The 15,389-nt window shown below is 72.2% G+C and carries 17 protein-coding genes; 9 read left to right on the top strand and 8 right to left on the bottom strand.

Going from position 1 to position 15,389, the window contains the following annotated elements; genetic code table 11:
* Window positions 1-17: 17 nt before the first annotated feature.
* Window positions 18-614 carry a DUF3000 domain-containing protein gene (locus ACIBP6_RS26960; protein ID WP_397056446.1) on the bottom strand — a complete coding sequence of 199 codons (597 nt, stop codon included), beginning with the start codon at window positions 612-614 and terminating at the stop codon, window positions 18-20.
* 693 nt (window positions 615-1,307) lie between these two features.
* On the opposite strand from ACIBP6_RS26960, the gene hemE reads away from it, so the two are divergent.
* Entirely contained in the window at window positions 1,308-2,300 is a 993-nt protein-coding gene (hemE, locus tag ACIBP6_RS26955; protein ID WP_397057085.1) for a uroporphyrinogen decarboxylase, read from the top strand.
* A gap of 10 nt (window positions 2,301-2,310) precedes the next feature.
* Here hemE and ACIBP6_RS26950 read toward each other — a convergent pair whose 3' ends face one another.
* Entirely contained in the window at window positions 2,311-3,237 is a 927-nt protein-coding gene (locus tag ACIBP6_RS26950) for a DUF4349 domain-containing protein (protein WP_397056444.1), read from the bottom strand.
* 107 nt (window positions 3,238-3,344) lie between these two features.
* Between ACIBP6_RS26950 and hemG the strand changes: the two genes are divergently transcribed.
* The 3 genes from hemG (at window position 3,345) to ACIBP6_RS26935 (ending at window position 6,289) form a co-directional block, all read left to right on the top strand.
* Window positions 3,345-4,748 (top strand): protoporphyrinogen oxidase, encoded by a 1,404-nt coding sequence (gene hemG, locus ACIBP6_RS26945; protein ID WP_165969673.1) that lies wholly within the window; start codon window positions 3,345-3,347, stop codon window positions 4,746-4,748.
* 5 nt (window positions 4,749-4,753) lie between these two features.
* Complete coding sequence (hemQ, locus tag ACIBP6_RS26940) at window positions 4,754-5,455, top strand: hydrogen peroxide-dependent heme synthase (RefSeq protein WP_397056442.1); 702 nt, start codon at window positions 4,754-4,756, stop codon at window positions 5,453-5,455.
* Window positions 5,456-5,689: 234 nt separating this feature from the next.
* Window positions 5,690-6,289 carry a hypothetical protein gene (locus tag ACIBP6_RS26935; RefSeq protein ID WP_397056440.1) on the top strand — a complete coding sequence of 200 codons (600 nt, stop codon included), beginning with the start codon at window positions 5,690-5,692 and terminating at the stop codon, window positions 6,287-6,289.
* A gap of 27 nt (window positions 6,290-6,316) precedes the next feature.
* Here the strand turns inward: ACIBP6_RS26935 and msrB are convergent, their stop codons facing one another.
* Window positions 6,317-6,718 carry a peptide-methionine (R)-S-oxide reductase MsrB gene (msrB, locus tag ACIBP6_RS26930; protein WP_397056438.1) on the bottom strand — a complete coding sequence of 134 codons (402 nt, stop codon included), beginning with the start codon at window positions 6,716-6,718 and terminating at the stop codon, window positions 6,317-6,319.
* A 339-nt stretch (window positions 6,719-7,057) separates the two neighbouring features.
* On the opposite strand from msrB, the gene ligD reads away from it, so the two are divergent.
* The gene (gene ligD, locus ACIBP6_RS26925; protein WP_397056436.1) at window positions 7,058-8,059 is read left to right on the top strand and encodes a non-homologous end-joining DNA ligase; all 1,002 of its coding nucleotides are present in this window, start codon (window positions 7,058-7,060) and stop codon (window positions 8,057-8,059) included.
* Window positions 8,060-8,090: 31 nt separating this feature from the next.
* Here the strand turns inward: ligD and ACIBP6_RS26920 are convergent, their stop codons facing one another.
* Both ACIBP6_RS26920 and ACIBP6_RS26915 read right to left on the bottom strand, forming a co-directional pair.
* Entirely contained in the window at window positions 8,091-8,903 is an 813-nt protein-coding gene (locus ACIBP6_RS26920; RefSeq protein ID WP_397056434.1) for an MBL fold metallo-hydrolase, read from the bottom strand.
* A 5-nt stretch (window positions 8,904-8,908) separates the two neighbouring features.
* The gene (locus ACIBP6_RS26915; protein ID WP_397056433.1) at window positions 8,909-9,106 is read right to left on the bottom strand and encodes a hypothetical protein; all 198 of its coding nucleotides are present in this window, start codon (window positions 9,104-9,106) and stop codon (window positions 8,909-8,911) included.
* A 362-nt stretch (window positions 9,107-9,468) separates the two neighbouring features.
* Here ACIBP6_RS26915 and ACIBP6_RS26910 point away from each other — a divergent pair, with 362 nt between their 5' ends.
* Complete coding sequence (locus ACIBP6_RS26910) at window positions 9,469-10,293, top strand: alpha/beta fold hydrolase (protein ID WP_397056431.1); 825 nt, start codon at window positions 9,469-9,471, stop codon at window positions 10,291-10,293.
* On the opposite strand, the gene ACIBP6_RS26905 is transcribed toward ACIBP6_RS26910, so the two are convergent.
* Entirely contained in the window at window positions 10,259-11,134 is an 876-nt protein-coding gene (locus ACIBP6_RS26905; protein WP_165969672.1) for a tetratricopeptide repeat protein, read from the bottom strand. The genes ACIBP6_RS26910 and ACIBP6_RS26905 overlap by 35 nt on opposite strands.
* A 216-nt stretch (window positions 11,135-11,350) precedes the next feature.
* On the opposite strand from ACIBP6_RS26905, the gene ACIBP6_RS26900 reads away from it, so the two are divergent.
* Complete coding sequence (locus ACIBP6_RS26900) at window positions 11,351-12,430, top strand: class I SAM-dependent methyltransferase (protein ID WP_397056429.1); 1,080 nt, start codon at window positions 11,351-11,353, stop codon at window positions 12,428-12,430.
* Between the two features lie 110 nt (window positions 12,431-12,540).
* Here ACIBP6_RS26900 and ACIBP6_RS26895 read toward each other — a convergent pair whose 3' ends face one another.
* On the bottom strand, window positions 12,541-13,464 hold the full coding sequence (locus tag ACIBP6_RS26895; RefSeq protein ID WP_397056427.1) for a hypothetical protein: 924 nt from the start codon (window positions 13,462-13,464) through the stop codon (window positions 12,541-12,543).
* A 73-nt stretch (window positions 13,465-13,537) separates the two neighbouring features.
* Between ACIBP6_RS26895 and ACIBP6_RS26890 the strand changes: the two genes are divergently transcribed.
* Entirely contained in the window at window positions 13,538-14,308 is a 771-nt protein-coding gene (locus ACIBP6_RS26890) for an enoyl-CoA hydratase/isomerase family protein (RefSeq protein WP_397056425.1), read from the top strand.
* Between the two features lie 20 nt (window positions 14,309-14,328).
* Window positions 14,329-15,036: a peptidoglycan editing factor PgeF gene (pgeF, locus tag ACIBP6_RS26885; protein WP_397056423.1), complete on the top strand. Its 708-nt coding sequence runs from the start codon at window positions 14,329-14,331 to the stop codon at window positions 15,034-15,036.
* On the opposite strand, the gene ACIBP6_RS26880 is transcribed toward pgeF, so the two are convergent.
* Window positions 15,033-15,377 carry a hypothetical protein gene (locus ACIBP6_RS26880; RefSeq protein WP_397056421.1) on the bottom strand — a complete coding sequence of 115 codons (345 nt, stop codon included), beginning with the start codon at window positions 15,375-15,377 and terminating at the stop codon, window positions 15,033-15,035. The two genes, pgeF and ACIBP6_RS26880, sit on opposite strands and share 4 nt — an antisense overlap.
* Window positions 15,378-15,389: the final 12 nt, after the last annotated feature.

Genomic DNA, 15,389 nt, shown 5'->3' with positions numbered 1-15,389 from the left:
TGTCTTGACTGGTGCCCTCACTTCGTTCGGTCACTCTCCGGATCATCACGTCGGCGTGGCAGGGCGGCCACGTCGGGCGGGAGCGGCGGTATGCCCGCGGCCAGGCACATGAGGTCGCACCAGGCGGCGACATGCCCCGACAGGTCCTCCTGGGCGGGTGACCACGACGCCCGCAGCTCGAGCTCGGTCGTGACCGGGTCGTCGGCCTTGTTGCCGAAGCCCTCGGACACGGCTCTTGTCACCGTACCGCCAGCGGCGGAGTAGTCGGCTTGGTGGGCGTCGAGAGCATCGGTCAGCCAGCTCCAGGCGACCGGCCCCAGCAGGGGATCGGAGGTGATCTCGGGCTCCATGTCGGCCCTGACGTAGGCCACCAGCCGGAACGGGCCTTCCCACCCGCGCTGGCCGTCGGGGTCGTAGAGCAGGATCAGCCGGCCGACCGCGAGCTCGTCGTCGTCGCGGTAGACCGAGGCGCCGATGGCGGCCGCATAGGGGGCCAGTCGCTGGGGCGCGGGCAGGTCTTCCAGCTCGATCTCCGGCCTGACCTCGGACGACCGCAGGCTCTCGGCCGCACGGGTGAACGCGGCGGGAGGCGGCGGCTGGTCACCGAGTGTCATAGCCGAAGCGTAGGTCGAGGTGGGACGGAAGGGGACCACGGGGGTGCTCATCCTTGGTGATCAAGCCGCAGCCGTAACCAGCTGGCGAGCAGGAAGGGTGGACTCGGCGGTGCCGAGCATGATCGCGTGGCCGCAGTCGGCGCAGGCCCATTCGGGGCACTCGCCCGGCTCGTGCCCGTCGGCGCAGGGAGGTTGCTCGAACGGCCGCTCACCGGAGCAGGACGGGCAGTGCCCCCCGCGGCGCTCTGGGGAACTCCACAACGCGGTCATCGCACGAGTCATCGAACCGGGGCCTTTCGTCGGGTCGTGGCTCCGACGTTGGCACGAGCCGCTGACAATTCCCCGCAACGCGCTCGGCGTGTCCCGAAAGTGGTCGCTGAATCGGTGCCGCGCGGTGGCTTGGGAAAGTTTTGGCCCAGTCGAGACCGGCTCTCTGGGCGGGCATGGGGTGTGTTCGACCCGTGCGCGACGCCGACACCGAGCAGACCGGTAAACCTTCATCTGGCTATCTGATCATGATTTGGGGTGTCCAATGCATCTTTTTCCGACACCTCGCATCCTCGCGTCCGCATTCGCCGCCTCTCCCACCTGGACGGACGCCGGCGACCGGGCCCCGGACGGGCGAGGACCGGGGGTGGAACCGGTGCCCGCCCGTGGCACCCTTGTGGGGTGAACCTCGCCGACTCCGTCTTCCTGCGCGCCTGCCGCCGCCAGGCCGTCCCGTACACCCCTGTCTGGTACATGCGCCAGGCCGGACGGTCGCTGCCGGAATACCTGAAGGTCCGCGAGGGCGTGCCGATGCTCACCGCGTGCTCGACGCCCGACCTGATCGTCGAGATCACCATGCAGCCCGTACGCCGCTACGGAGTCGACGCGGCCATCTTCTTCAGCGACATCGTCGTGCCGCTCAAGGCCATCGGCATCGACCTCGACATCAAGCCGGGCGTGGGCCCCGTCGTGGCCGAGCCCATCCGCGACGCCAAGGGGCTCGACGCGCTGCGTCCCCTGGAGCCCGGCGACGTGCCGTACGTCACCGAGGCGATCCAGGCGCTGACCGGCGAGCTGGGCGGCACGCCGCTCATCGGCTTCGCCGGCGCGCCGTTCACGCTCGGCTCCTACCTCATCGAGGGCGGCCCCTCGAAGAACCACGACCGCACCAAGGCCATGATGTACGGCGAGCCGGAGCTGTGGCACGCGCTGATGGAGCGGCTGACCGACATCGTGCTGGAGCACCTGCGCATCCAGATCGCGGCGGGCGCCTCGGCCGTGCAGCTCTTCGACTCCTGGGTGGGGGCGGTGGCGCCCGACGACTACCGCGAGTTCATCCTGCCCCACACCCGGCGCATCTTCGAGGGCGTCGCCGGCGTGCCCCGCATCCACTTCGGCGTCGGCACCGGCGAGCTGCTCGGCGTGCTGGGCGAGGCCGGGGCCGACGTGGTGGGCGTCGACTGGCGGGTCCCGCTCGACGAGGCGGCCCGCCGCGTCGGCTCCGGCAGGGCGCTGCAGGGCAACCTCGACCCGGCGATCCTGCTGGCGCCGTGGGAGGTCGTGGAGCGCAAGGCCCGTGAGGTGCTGCGCCGCGGCCGGGCCGCCGAGGGCCACGTGTTCAACCTCGGCCACGGCGTGCTCCCCGCCACCGACCCCGACCAGCTCAAGCGCCTGACCGACCTCGTCCACGAGTTCTGAGCCCCGCCGGTCAGGTGGTCTCCGGATCCGGCGCGGGGGAGGGCGGCGGCGTGGGGCGCCGGCCGCGGCGTACGAGATGGACGACCAGGGCGACCGGCGGGAGCAGGACGGCCAGCCACGGCACGAGAGCGCCGAGCACGGTGAGCGCCGTCTTGGTGACCGCGACCAGGGCCTGCCAGCCGGCCTTCAGCCCGCCGAGGAAGCCCGCCGGCTCCTCCGCGGGGTCCTCCACCACGGCGACCGGCCCCACCAGCCGCAGCGTCAGCGTGGCCATCGAGACCTGCGCGGCCAGCTCCTTCTGCTGAGCCTGCAGCGACTCCAGGTCGGCCTCCCGGGCGGAGATCTCCCGCTCGACGTCCAGCACCTGCCCGATCGTGTCGGCCCGCTTCAGCAGCTCGCGCAGCGACTCCAGCGACTCCCGCGCCGACGCCAGCCGGCTCTCGACGTCGGCCACCTGCAGGGTGACGTCCTGGGTGGCCTGCTGCAGCGACAGCTGCCTGCCGAGCTCCTTGCCCAGACGGCCGAGCACCTCCGGGTACTTCGCCGGTGGGATCTTGAACTCCAGCAGCGCCGTGTCCTCGGTGCCGCCGGAGGAGTCGCTCTCCTCCTTGCCGAGGTATCCGCCCGCCTCGGTGACGATCTGCTTGGCCTGCTGCGCGGCCGTGGCGACCTGCCGGGCGCGCACGGTCATGCTGCCGGTGTAGATCACCTGGCGCTCCTGCCGGGTGACCGTCACGTCGGAGACGCTGCCGTCCGTACCGGACTCCTGCCGCCGCGGCGTGCGGTCGCTCTCCTCGGCGCGGCCGGTGGCGGGGGCGTCGGCCTGGGCGGGCGCGGCCTCGCCCGCGCGGCTCTGCATGGTCGCGCCGCCGCCGCCGCAACCGGCCAGGAACAGCGCCAGGCAGGGGATCGCGATGCCGTACCGGATTCTCGTCATGCCCTTACGACGGCTGCCGGTTCGGGGTGGTTTGACGGAGGCGATCACGGTACGGTCACGCGCCCCGCGCGGCCGGGCGCCCCTCTGAGACGGTAGCGTCAGGAGACGTGGAACGGAATCGAGCCCACGTGGTCGTGGTCGGCGGAGGGATCTCCGGTCTCGCCGCCGCGTGGTATCTCCGTCAGGGCGCGGGCGAGCGGGTCAAGGTGACCGTGCTCGAAGGGTCACCGCGGATCGGCGGCAAGCTGTACGCCTCGGAGGTCGCCGGGGTGAGCGTGGACGCGGGCGCCGAGGCCATGCTGGCCCGCCGCCCCGAGGGCAGAGACCTGGCCAGGGCCGTGGGGCTCGGCGACGACCTGGTCTTCCCCGGCACCACGCGCTCGGCCGTCTACAGCCGGGGCGCCCTGCACCACCTGCCGAAGGGCCAGGTCATGGGCGTGCCGTCCGACCTCGCCGAGCTGGCGAAGTCGGGCATCATCTCGCCCGGCGGGCTGCTGCGCGTGCCGCTCGACCAGATCCTGCCGGCCACCCTGGTCCGCACCGACGTGTCCGTGGCCGCCTACATCCGGGCGCGCATGGGCGGCGAGGTCGTCGACCGGCTGGTCGAGCCGCTGCTCGGCGGCGTCTACGCCGGTCGCGCCGAGCTGCTGTCGCTGGAGGCCACGATGCCGCGCGTGGCGGCGGTGGCGCGTTCCGAGCGTTCGCTGCTCAGCGCGGCCCGCCGGCTCGCCGAGGAGACCCCGAAAGACGCCGGCCCCGTCTTCACCACGCTCAGGAACGGCGTCGGCGGCCTGCCCGAGGCGGTCGCCAAGGCGTCCGGCGCCGACGTCCGCACCGGCGTCACCGTACGCGAGCTGCGCCGCACCGACTCCGGATGGCGGCTGGTCGCCGGGCCCGTGCCCAGACCGGAGACGATCGAGGCCGACGCCGTCATCGTCGCCACGCCCGGCCCCGCCTCCAGCCGGCTGCTCAAGGCCGACGTGCCCAGAGCCGCCGCCGAGCTGGCCAGGATCCAGTACGCGAGCATGGCGGTCGTCACCCTGGCCTACCCCGTCGACGCCTTCCCCGAGCCGCCGGCCTCCAGCGGCTACCTCGTGCCGCCGGTGGAGCGGCGGCCGGTCAAGGCGGTCACGTTCAGCTCGGTGAAGTGGCCCCATCTGGCCAACGACCTGGTGATCCTGCGCTGCTCGATCGGCCGGCTGGGCGAGGAGCACCTGCTCCAGCGCGACGACACCGAGCTGGTGTCGCTGGCCACGGCCGAGATGGCCGACGTGATGGGCGCGCGCGGCCTGCCGCTCGACTCCCGGGTCACCCGCTGGGGCGGCGCGCTGCCGCAGTACAACGTCGGCCACCTCGACCGGGTGGCCAGGGTGCGCGCCGCGGTGGCGGTGCAGCCGGGCCTGGCGGTGTGCGGGGCGGCCTACGACGGCATCGGCATTCCGGCGTGCGTCGGCACGGCCCGTACGGCCGCGGCCCGGATTCTGGACCACCTCGACCTGCGAGGAGAATAGTCACCATGACAGAGGGCGCTCCGCGGCCGAAGGCCCGCGATCTCAACCAGGTGATCCGTTACACGATGTGGTCGGTCTTCCAGTCGACCGGGCCCTGCCCGGCCAACCGCGACGACCTGGCCGACGAGGTGCAGGAGCTGCTCGACCAGGCCGCCGGGAAAGACGTCGTGACCAGGGGGGTCTACGACGTGTCGGGGCTCCGGGCCGACGCCGACCTCATGTTCTGGTGGCACGCGACGACGCCGGAGGACCTCCAGGACGTCTACTCGCGGTTCCGGCGCACCGAGCTGGGCCGCCACACCCGGCCCGTCTGGTCGGCGATGGCGCTGCACCGGCCCGCCGAGTTCAACAAGTCGCACATCCCGGCCTTCCTCGCCGAGGAGGAGCCGCGCGCCTACGTGAGCGTCTACCCGTTCGTGCGTTCCTACGAGTGGTATCTCCTCGAAGACTCCGAGCGCCGGGCGATGCTCGCCGAGCACGGCCGGATGGCGCGCGACTACCCCGACGTGCGGGCCAACACCGTCGCGTGCTTCTCGCTCAACGACTACGAGTGGATGCTGGCGTTCGAGGCCGACGAGCTGCACCGCATCGTCGACCTCATGCGTACGCTGCGGGGCGCGCAGGCCCGCCGCCACACGCGCGTCGAGATCCCGTTCTACACCGGCGCCCGCAAGCCGGTCCGGGAGATCGTCGCCGCCCTGCCCTAGCCGGACGCCCGGGGCGGCGCGCAGCCGCCCCCGCCTGCCGAGTCGGCCATCTCGCTGAATTGATCTACCCCGTTTGCCACAATCAGGGAATCGCCGATCGACTGGCACGTTCCACGAGGGGGCGGGGTGACGGACTCCCGGAAGCGAGGACGCCACGCGGCGGGGCGTTCCCGGCGCGCGCGGCGCCGTACGGGCAGAGGCCTTTGGGCGGCGGGGGCGCTGGCCGGAGGGGCCGTGGTGCTGCTCGTCGTGAACGGCACGTCCGACGGCGACCGCACGCTCGGCGCGTCGCCGGCCGCCTCCGGATCCGCCGCAGGACCGGACGGTCCGCCTGGGCGCGTTCCCGCTGGCGCGCACGGCGGCCGGGGCGGGTCGCCGGGGCCGTCCGAGCGTCCCGGGTCGCGGGCGCAGGCGCGGCCGCGCGAGGCGGGCAGGCCCGCGTCTCCTCCCTCCGCCGCACCGGGGACGGTGGCCGGGGCGTCCGCTTCGCCGGGCGCCGACGGCGGTGGGTTCTCGCGGCACACCGACCCGCAGGCGGCCGAGTTCTTCCGTACGACCTGGGGCTCGCGGGACAAGGCGCTGAAACGCCTCAGAGATGTCCGTACGGTCGGCGGGTATTTACGGATTTATACAGATTTGCCGGATAACGCGGACAATTCCACCGCGGCGATCATGCTGTGTGAGCGCGGCCTGCACTACCTGCGCAGCCGCGGCGTGGCGGACCCGGTGGTGTTCGTGCACGCCAAGGCCGGCGGCAACGGCAACCCGGTGCTCGCCAACATCCTCGGACCCGCCGACCGCACCTGCCGTGTCACCCGTCCCGACCCCGGCTGACCCGGGATCGGGACGCTCGCCCGCGCGTCAGGCCTTGGGCTCGAGGCGCAGCGAGATCGAGTTGATGCAGTAGCGATCATCGGTGGGCGTCGGGTAGCCCTCACCGTGGAAGACGTGCCCCAGGTGGGAGTCGCAGCGCGCGCAGCGCACCTCGGTGCGCGCCATGCCCAGGCTGCGGTCCTCGATCAGCCGCACCGCGTCGGATTCGGACGGCTCGAAGAAGCTCGGCCATCCGCAGTGCGACTCGAACTTCGTGTCGGACCGGAACAGCTCCGCGCCGCAGGCACGGCACGAGTAGACGCCCTCGGTCTTGGTGTCGACGTATTCCCCCGTGAACGGGCGCTCGGTCCCGGCCTCCCTGAGGACGTGGTACTCCTCGGGCGACAGCTCGGCCCGCCACTCCGCCTCGCTCTTGACGACATTCTCCATGCGTCCAGAGTACGAGATGGTGGCAAAAAGAGATCTCCGCAGGGTGAAGCATCCGTTCTGGGGCGAATTCGCGTCTTTGTAGGCAAGGGGGTGTCATCGCCTCCTGCAAGGGGTGAGATCGTCCGCCAAGATCCCGCCGAGCGGCGCAGCCCACGCCCGTGCTGGAGCCGCGGGGATCGTGAGGGGCCGGCCGGGTGGCGCGCCAGCGCCCGGAACGGCGGCGGACGGTCTGGTGGCTCGTCCCGTCGAGCCCCCGGTCCCGCCACCGCGGCGGCTCCGGGACGAGCCCACCCCGCCTTACCGGCCGAGTTGTCGGACCGGGGGAGTAGGTTCGAGGGCATGGCATCGCCGTACATCGAGCTCGAGGTGGGGGAGCGGACCGTCAAGGTCACCAATCCCGACAAGGTCTACTTCCCGGAGATCGGCGCGACCAAGCGCGAGCTGGTCGAATACTACGTGAGCGTCGGCGAGGGGGCGCTGCGCGCCCTGCGGGACCGGCCGACCAACATCAAGCGCCATCCCGACGGCGTGCAGACCGAGGCCATCTACCAGAAGCGCATGCCGCCGCGGCACCCCGACTGGCTCCAGTCGGTCACCGTGACGTTCCCGAGCGGCCGCACGGCGCAGTCCCTGCGCGTCACCGAGATCGCCGCGATCGCCTACTGCGCCAACCTCGGCACCATCGACTTCCACCCCTGGCAGGTGCGCGCCGCCGACGTCGAGCACCCCGACGAGCTGCGCGTCGACCTCGACCCGCAGCCGGGCCTGGAGTTCGACACCGCCCGCGAGGCCGCCTTCCTGACCAGGGAGGTGCTCGCCGAGCTCGGCATGACCGGCTACGTGAAGACGTCAGGCAACCGCGGCGTCCACATCGCCGTGCGCATCGAGCCGCGGTGGGATTTCGTCGACGTCCGCCACGCCGGCATCGCCCTGGCCCGGGCCGTCGAGGCGCGCGATCCCGCCCTGGTGACCACGGCCTGGTGGAAGGAGGAGCGCGGCGACCGCGTCTTCATCGACTTCAACCAGAACGCCCGAGACCGCACGGTGGCCAGCGCCTACTCCGTCAGGGCCCGGCCGCACGCCCCCGTCTCGGCCCCGCTCACCTGGGACGAGCTGGCCGACGCCGACCCGCGCGACTTCGACATCCGCACCATGCCCGCCCGGTTCGCCGAGGTCGGCGACGTGCACGCGGCCATCGACGACCACGCCCACTCCATCGAGCCGCTCCTGCGGATGTACGCCGAGGACGAGCGCGGCGACATGCCGTACCCGCCCAACTATCCGAAGATGCCGGGCGAGCCGAAGCGGGTGCAGCCGAGCAAGGCCCGGTCCGACACCTGACGCCGGTCAGTGTCTGACGAGGCGGTGCGGGTCAGTGTCTGACGAGGCGGTGCGGCGCGAGTTCGCGGGTCTCGCCCCGTTCCAGACAGACGACCCGGTCGGCCAGGCCGGCCTGCTCGATGTGCCGGCGGAAGTCGTCCAGCGGTGAGCTGAAGACCGTGTAGTCGTCGTAGTGGATCGGCACGACCGCGTGCGGGTTCATCAGGTCCACCCATCCGGCGCCCTGCCGGCCGTCCATGGTGACGAGCAGCGAGCCGAGCAGCTTGGTGCCGCCCAGGTGCACGAGCGCCAGGTCGATGTCGGGGAAGCGGCGCGGGATCGAGTCCAGGCGGCGGTCGAGCAGCGTGTCGCCGCTGATCAGCATGCGCAGCTCCACCAGCCCCTCCTGGCCGCAGAACTCCAGCATCGTGCCGATCACCGGCGGCAACAGCCCCGCGATCGGGCCGGGCGCGTGCTTGGCGGGCAGGGCGGTGATCGTCACCGTGCCGCCGGGGCCGCGCAGCTCGTGCTGCTGCCAGTTCTCCAGCCCGACGCTGCGCCGGAAGCCGCGCCTGCGCAGCTTGCCCGCCGCCGAGGTGGTGGTGATGACCGGCGTGTCCTTGTCGAGGCCCTTGCGCGCCACGCGGTCCCAGTGGTCACCGTGCAGGTGCGAGAGGACCACCGCGTCGATGACCGGCAGGTCCTCGATCTCCACCGCGGGGTCGTGCAGGCGGCGTGAGGTCAGGCCGTAGCCGAGGTACGCGCGTTGCCCCTGGTGCAGGAAGTTCGGATCCGTCAGCAGGGTGATGCCGCAGTAGCGGATCAGCGTCGTCGCGTTCCCGATGAACTGCAGGCTTCCCTTCACGCTCTTCACCCCGGATGGTTCGGTCGCTGGGCCGGCGGCACGCCTCCGCCCTTGCCTCCGCCCTTGCCGCCCTTGTCCGTGCCGTGCGGGTGGGCGGCGGCGCGCTTGGCGGCTCCCTTGGTCTCGCGGGCGGCGTCCGCGGATTTGGAGTCGGTGCTGGCCTTGCCGGACCTGCGAAGCTCTGGCTGTTGTGGATTACTCATTCCTTTTGTCCCCCTTTGTCGTGATATCTCCCCTGCCACGATGCGCCACAGCCAAACGCGCCGGCAGGGCCGGAAAGACACGTGGCGGGACGGCTGCCGGCGTCGTTCCGTGATCGCGCTTGTGGCGAGCGGGCCGTCGCTCGCCTGCCGGCGCAAAGGGCTCGCTCGTGCTCGATGCTTCCGCTCGGACGGGAACCTTCCGGGGGTCGGCGTATGGGGCGGGGAGACTTCGGGGCCTCTCGCGGACAGGGGTTTGTGGCGCGGTTTTGTCGGCGGCGTTGTCTAGGGTCGCCAGGGACGGCGAGTGGGAGTCGGAGGTCCGGGTGCGAGAGTTCGAGGTGGCGCTTGGGGATGGGCGCAGCGTGCATGCCTACGATGCCGCTCCGGGGGATGACGGGCTGCCGGCGGTGCTCTGGCACCACGGGACACCCAACGTCGGGGCGCCGCCGGAGCCGTTGGCGGACATGGCCGTGCAGCTCGGCCTGCGGTGGGTGTCCTATGACCGGCCTGGTTACGGCGGGTCCACGCGGTGGCCGGGGCGGAGGGCGGGATCCGCGGCGGTTCTGGGTGAGCGGGTCGCCGACGCGCTGGGGATCGGGCGTTTCGCCGTCATGGGGCACTCCGGTGGGGGTGCGCATGCCCTGGCCTGTGCCGCCCTGCTGCGTGAGCGGGTGACGGCCGCCGTCAGCGTGTCCGCGCCGGCGCCGTACGCGGCCGAGGGCCTCGACTGGTTCACGGGGATGTACGCCTCCGGCGCGGCCGGGTTCCGCGCCGCCCTGCGGGGACGGGCCGAGCTGGAGCGCCACCAGGCGGCGGCCGCGTACGACCCGGAGATGTTCACCCCCGAAGACCATGCCGCGCTGGAGGGAGACTGGTCCTGGTTCGGCGAGGTCGTGGCGGCCGCGCAGGCCGGCGGCCCCGGCGGGCAGATCGACGACGACCTGGCCTACGTCGCCCCGTGGGGCGGCGACCCCGCCGAGGTGACGGCCCCGGTGCTGATCATGCACGGTGACCAGGACAGGGTCGTGCCCAGCGCGCACGGCGGGTGGCTGGCCGGCCGCTGCCCGTCGGCCGAGCTCCGCCTCCTGCCCGGCGACGGCCACATCTCGGCCATGCGCGCGGCCCCGGCGGCCCTCGAGTGGCTGGCCGGGATCAGTCGCCGAACTGCAGGTGCAGAGCCCGGGTGAAGTCGGAGACGGCCTCCTCGTGCCGGTCGAGCTCCTGCAGGATCTCGCCGCGCACCCGGTAGGCCCAGATGTACTCCGGGTCGAGCTCGGTCGCCTTGTCGAGGTCGGCCAGCGCGGCCTCGTTGTCGCCCAGCTCGCTCAGCACCGCGCCTCGGCTGCCGAGCGCGCGGTCGTTGCCCGGGTCGAGCTCCAGGGCCCGGTTCAGGTCCGCCAGTGCCTCCTCGTAGCGGTCGAGCATGCGCAGCGCCTCGCCCCGCCTGCTCAGCGCCCGTACGTGGTCCGGCTCGGCCTCCAGGGCTCTGGCGTAGTCGTCGACGGCCTCGGGATAGAGCTGCATCCGCTGGTAGAGGTCGCCGCGCGCCACCCACGAGTACGCCAGGCTCTCGTCCAGCGCGATGATCTTGGTGTGCGTCTCCAGGGCCTCGTCCAGCCGGTCGAGGTCGGCCAGCGCGTCGGCCTTGGCCTCCAGGATCCACAGCGAGTCGGGGGAGAGGGTGAGCGCGTGCTCGAAGTCGTCCATGGCCTCCTCCAGCCGGCCCATGGCCGCGTACGTCTGCCCGCGCGAGCCGAGGGCGTACGCGCTGTCCGGCTCCAGCTTCAGGGCCTCGTCGAAGTCCTCGAGCGCGGCGTCGTGCCGCCCGGTGACGCGGTGGCTCTCGCCGCGCAGCCGCCAGGCGCGGGCGTTGTCCGGCACCAGCGCGATCGACTCGGTCAGGTCCGCGATCGCCGCGTCGTGCCGGCCCAGCGCGATGTACGACTCTGCGCGGCTGCGCAGCACGGAGGCGCGGGAGTGGGCGGCCTCCTCGGACAGCTCGGGACGGTCCGTGATCCACTCGCTCATGACCGGTAAATCTATCCGACGGAATCGCCGACAAGAACAGCCTTTCGGCCAGGCGTCCACGGTCGGAGCCGACGACCGAAACCAAGCGTATGCTTGCTCAAATTTCTCGCCTACAGTCGGACAGATGGCGCGTACCCCAAACATCACGTAAAGCGCCCGAACGGTGACGCATAGTCGCAATAGCGCAGGGGCACAACCGGTCGCAGGGTGGTGGCGATGGCATACAGATGGCTCGGCAGACTGGCGTACGGCTCCCGTTACGACCGTGTCCCGTGGGGACAGCGGGTGTACGTCCGGCCAGGGGAGCGGCTCATCCGTGAGGCGCAGTGGCAGCGGCTGATCCGGCGGGCGCCGGTGATGACGCTGGAGGAGTACCAGAGGCTGCGGACGCTCGGCGAGATCGAGGAGTTCCTCAGCTGCATGATGTGCGGGGAGTCCCGGCAGCAGCCGCTCTTCGAGCCGACCGGCGGCACGGGCAAGGGCTGGCGCTACCACGTCGTCCGCTGCCCCTCCTGCGGCTTCCTCTACCGCAACCCGAACGTGCGGCCGGAACGCCTCGGCGACCTGTACGCCTCCGGCTACAGCAACTTCCTGAGCGGCAAGTACGCCGCCAACCGGCAGCGCCGCTACGACCTGACGATGAAGGCGTTCTCGCCGGTCTTCGACGAGGGCAAGGAACGCCGGCTGCTCGACTTCGGCTCCGGCGTCGGGCTCTTCCTGGAGCTGGCCGAGCGGCGCGGCTTCGACGCGTACGGCGTGGATCTGTCGCCCGAGTCGGTCGAGCAGGCCAACCAGCGGCTCAGCCGGGCGCGCACCTACTTCGGCGCGCCCGAGGACGTGCCCGAGATCGCCGCCGGCGGCTTCGACGTGATCACGCTCTGGTCGGTGCTCGCGCACCTGCCCAGGCCGCTGGAGGACTTCAGGAAGTTCAGGAGCCTGCTCGCGCCCGGCGGCGTGCTGCTCATCCTCACCGTGAACGCACAGTCGCTGCTGCTGAAGGCGTACGGGCCGAAGTGGAGCGGGTTCACCAAGAACCACCTGATGTTCTACTCCTCGAAGACCGTGCCCACGCTGCTGGCCCGTACCGGATTCGCGGGCGTCGCCTTCGCCCCCCACTACGGGGACACGATCGAGGCCGGCACCACCGCGCTGCCCCCCGACCTGAGCAAGCGGCTGCGCCGCAACGTCGACCGCAGCGACGGCGGCAACATGATGCGCGTGCTCGCCTTCGCCGACGAGGAGGCGATCGGGCGCTGGGGCGGCGGCCCGCTCACGGTCCACCGCCTGCACACCTAGAGACCTGCACGCCTGGAGACCTGCACGCCTGGAGACCTGCACGCCTGGAGACCTGCACGCCTGGAGACCTGCACGCCTGGAGACCTGCACGCCTGGAGAAGCCGGGACGTCTAGATTTCGGGAACCCCGGCGTCCGACGCCGGGGACGGCTTGCCCAGCCCTGGGTCGAGCTGCTCGATCAGGCGCTGCGCCAGCGCGGCCCGGCGCACCCGCTCGCGGCCGAGCTCCTGCGGCACCGCGCCGAGGTGACCGCCGGAGGGATAGATGTTGGGCGCGTTGCGCAGGCCCATCTTCAGGTAGACGGGAGCGGCGGCCCGGACGATCTCCGCCGCCTCGTAGAAGCGGACGAACCCGCCCTGGTCGTCGGGCACCTCCAGGTAGAGGTCGATCGGCAGCCCGGTCGCGGCCCGGATCTCCGCCAGGTGCGGGATCGTCAGGTCGGTGCCCACGTTCAAGGTGGTCGCGCCGAGGCGTTCGTAGATCGCGGCCGTCGGGCCGTTCGTCAGCGGCATCAGCACCGACGTCTTCAGCACGAGACCGGCCGGCAGCGTGCCGTCCTCCTTCAGCGTGCGCAGCACCTCCAGCGCGCCGAGGTCGCCGACGAGCAGGCTGCGGATGCCGAGCGTGCAAGCCCGCAGCGCGTCGGCCACGCACGCCGCGACCATCGCGTTGCCCCGCGCCGCCGCGCCCACGGCCTGGGTGAGCTTGGCCTGGCCGCCGGTGTCCCAGGCGGCGCGCGGCCCCAGGAACAGGTTGACCTCGATGTCGCGCTCTGCCCCGATCCGCGCCATGCGCCGGATCTCGTCGTCGGTCAGCATCATCACGCCGCTGCCCTGCGAGGTGCGGGCGACCGGCACGCCGAGCCGGTCCGCCTCCGCCACCACGGCCTCCAGCACGGCGGGCCCCTCGACGCTGGGGATCTCGAACCGGTACGGCGCCCCGTCGGCGAAACGGGCGGCGGACTCGGCCGCGGCCCTGGCCACCGGGTGGCCGAGGCGCTCCATCAGGGCGTGCAGGTCGGCAAGGCTCGTCATCGGGTCCCTCCTCGTCGTCGCATGTGATCCACGCTAGGCCGGAACGGGCAGCATGGAAGGGAAAGGAGATCATGTGAGCGATTTACTCGTGACCGCCGACGGACCCGTGCTGCGGGTCGTGTTCAACCGGCCCGCCCGCCACAACGCCCTGACCTGGGTCATGCGGGACGGCCTGTACGACGCCTGCGAACGTGCCGACGCCGACCCCGGCATCCGGCTGCTCGTCCTGTCGGGCGCCGGGGAGCGGGCGTTCGTGTCGGGCACCGACATCTCCCAGTTCGCCGCGTTCACCGACGGCGCCGACGGCGTCGCCTACGAACGCCGCATCCAGCGCGTCGTCGACCGGCTCGAACGCGTCAGGGTGCCCACCCTGGCCGTCGTCCAGGGCTACTGCGTGGGCGCCGGCCTGATCCTGGCGGCCGCGTGCGACCTGCGGCTGGCCGTGCCGGAGGCCCGCTTCGGGGCGCCGATCGCGCGGACGCTCGGCAACTGCCTGTCGATGAACACGTACTCGCTGCTCGTGCACCACCTCGGCCCCGCGCGGACCCTCGACATGCTGCTGCGGGCCCGCCTCTACACGGGGGAGGAGGCGCACGCGGCCGGGTTCACCGCCGAGCTGTGCGAGCCGGGCGACCTGCCCGCTCGCCAGGCCGAGGTGGAGGAGCGGCTGCTGTCGCACGCGCCGCTGTCGATGTGGGCGGCCAAGGAGGCCGTCAGACGGCTGCGGGTGGCCGGCCTGCCGGACGGCGACGACATCGTGGCCGAGGTCTTCGGCAGCGCCGACTTCCACGCGGCCGTGCCCGCGTTCCTGGCCAAGGAGAGGGTCGCCTGGCAGGGCCGCTGAGGTGTCCTAGGATCGGGGGCATGCAGCTGGCCCCCGGCGTCCACGTCGCCATCACCGATCGTCACGGAGGGGTCAGCGCCCCTCCGTACGGCTCTCGCAACCTCGGCGGCATGGTCGGCGACGACCCGGCCGCCGTGCGCGCCAACCGCGCGGGCGTGGCCGCCGAGCTGGGCGTGCGGGCCGTGGTGTTCATGCGCCAGGTCCACAGCGCCGAGGTCGCGTACGTGAGCGAGCCGTTCGGCGACGATCCGCCCCCGCTCGACGGGGTGTTCACCACCGAGCCGAAGCTGGCCCTCGCCTCGCTCGGCGCCGACTGCCCCGCCGTGCTCGTGGCCGACCCGGTGGCGCGCATGGTCGGCGCCGCCCACTCCGGCCGCCCCGGCACGGCGGCGGGCATCGCGACGGTGCTGGTGGAGGCCATGGCGGCCAAGGGCGCGCAGCCGGGGCGCATGGTCGCGCTGATCGGCCCGGGCGCGTGCGGCCGCTGCTACGAGGTGCCCGCCGACCTGCGCGGGCGGGTGGCCTCGAAGGTGCCGCAGACGTGGTCGACGACGTCGTGGGGCACGCCCGCGCTCGACCTGAGAGCCGGCATCGAGGCGCAGCTGCGCGCGGCGGGGCTGGCCGACGTGCGCCACGACGCGCGCTGCACGATCGAGTCGCAGGAGCTCTACTCCCACCGCCGCGAACAGCCGGGCGGCCGCTTCGCCGGCCTCATCTGGCTCGCCTAGTCGCGGCCCTTCGACCCGTTGAAGATCGCGTTGAGCACGAAGATGGCGACCCAGATGGGGATCAGCGCCGACATGTGCCCTTCGCCGAGGATGGTGAGCACGAGCGTGGAGACCATGCCGAGCGAGAGCGAGACGATCGCCAGGGCCAGCCGCTGAGCATGGTTCGGGCCGCCGGCCGCCGCCTTCCCTGCCTTGGGCGCGGCGGCCAGGCGCTCGTCCACCCGGCGGTCGATCTCCTGGCCCATCTTGTCGAGGAACGACTCCACGACGGCGTCCTCGAATGCGGGCCCGAGGTCGCGGCGGGCGGACACGGCAGCCTTGAGCTCATCACCAGTAGTCACATGTCGAGATAT

The sequence above is a fragment of the Nonomuraea terrae genome, assembly GCF_044465245.1.
In the GTDB taxonomy this organism is placed as follows: domain Bacteria; phylum Actinomycetota; class Actinomycetes; order Streptosporangiales; family Streptosporangiaceae; genus Nonomuraea; species Nonomuraea terrae.
This window is presented reverse-complemented; position numbering and strand designations above follow the sequence as displayed.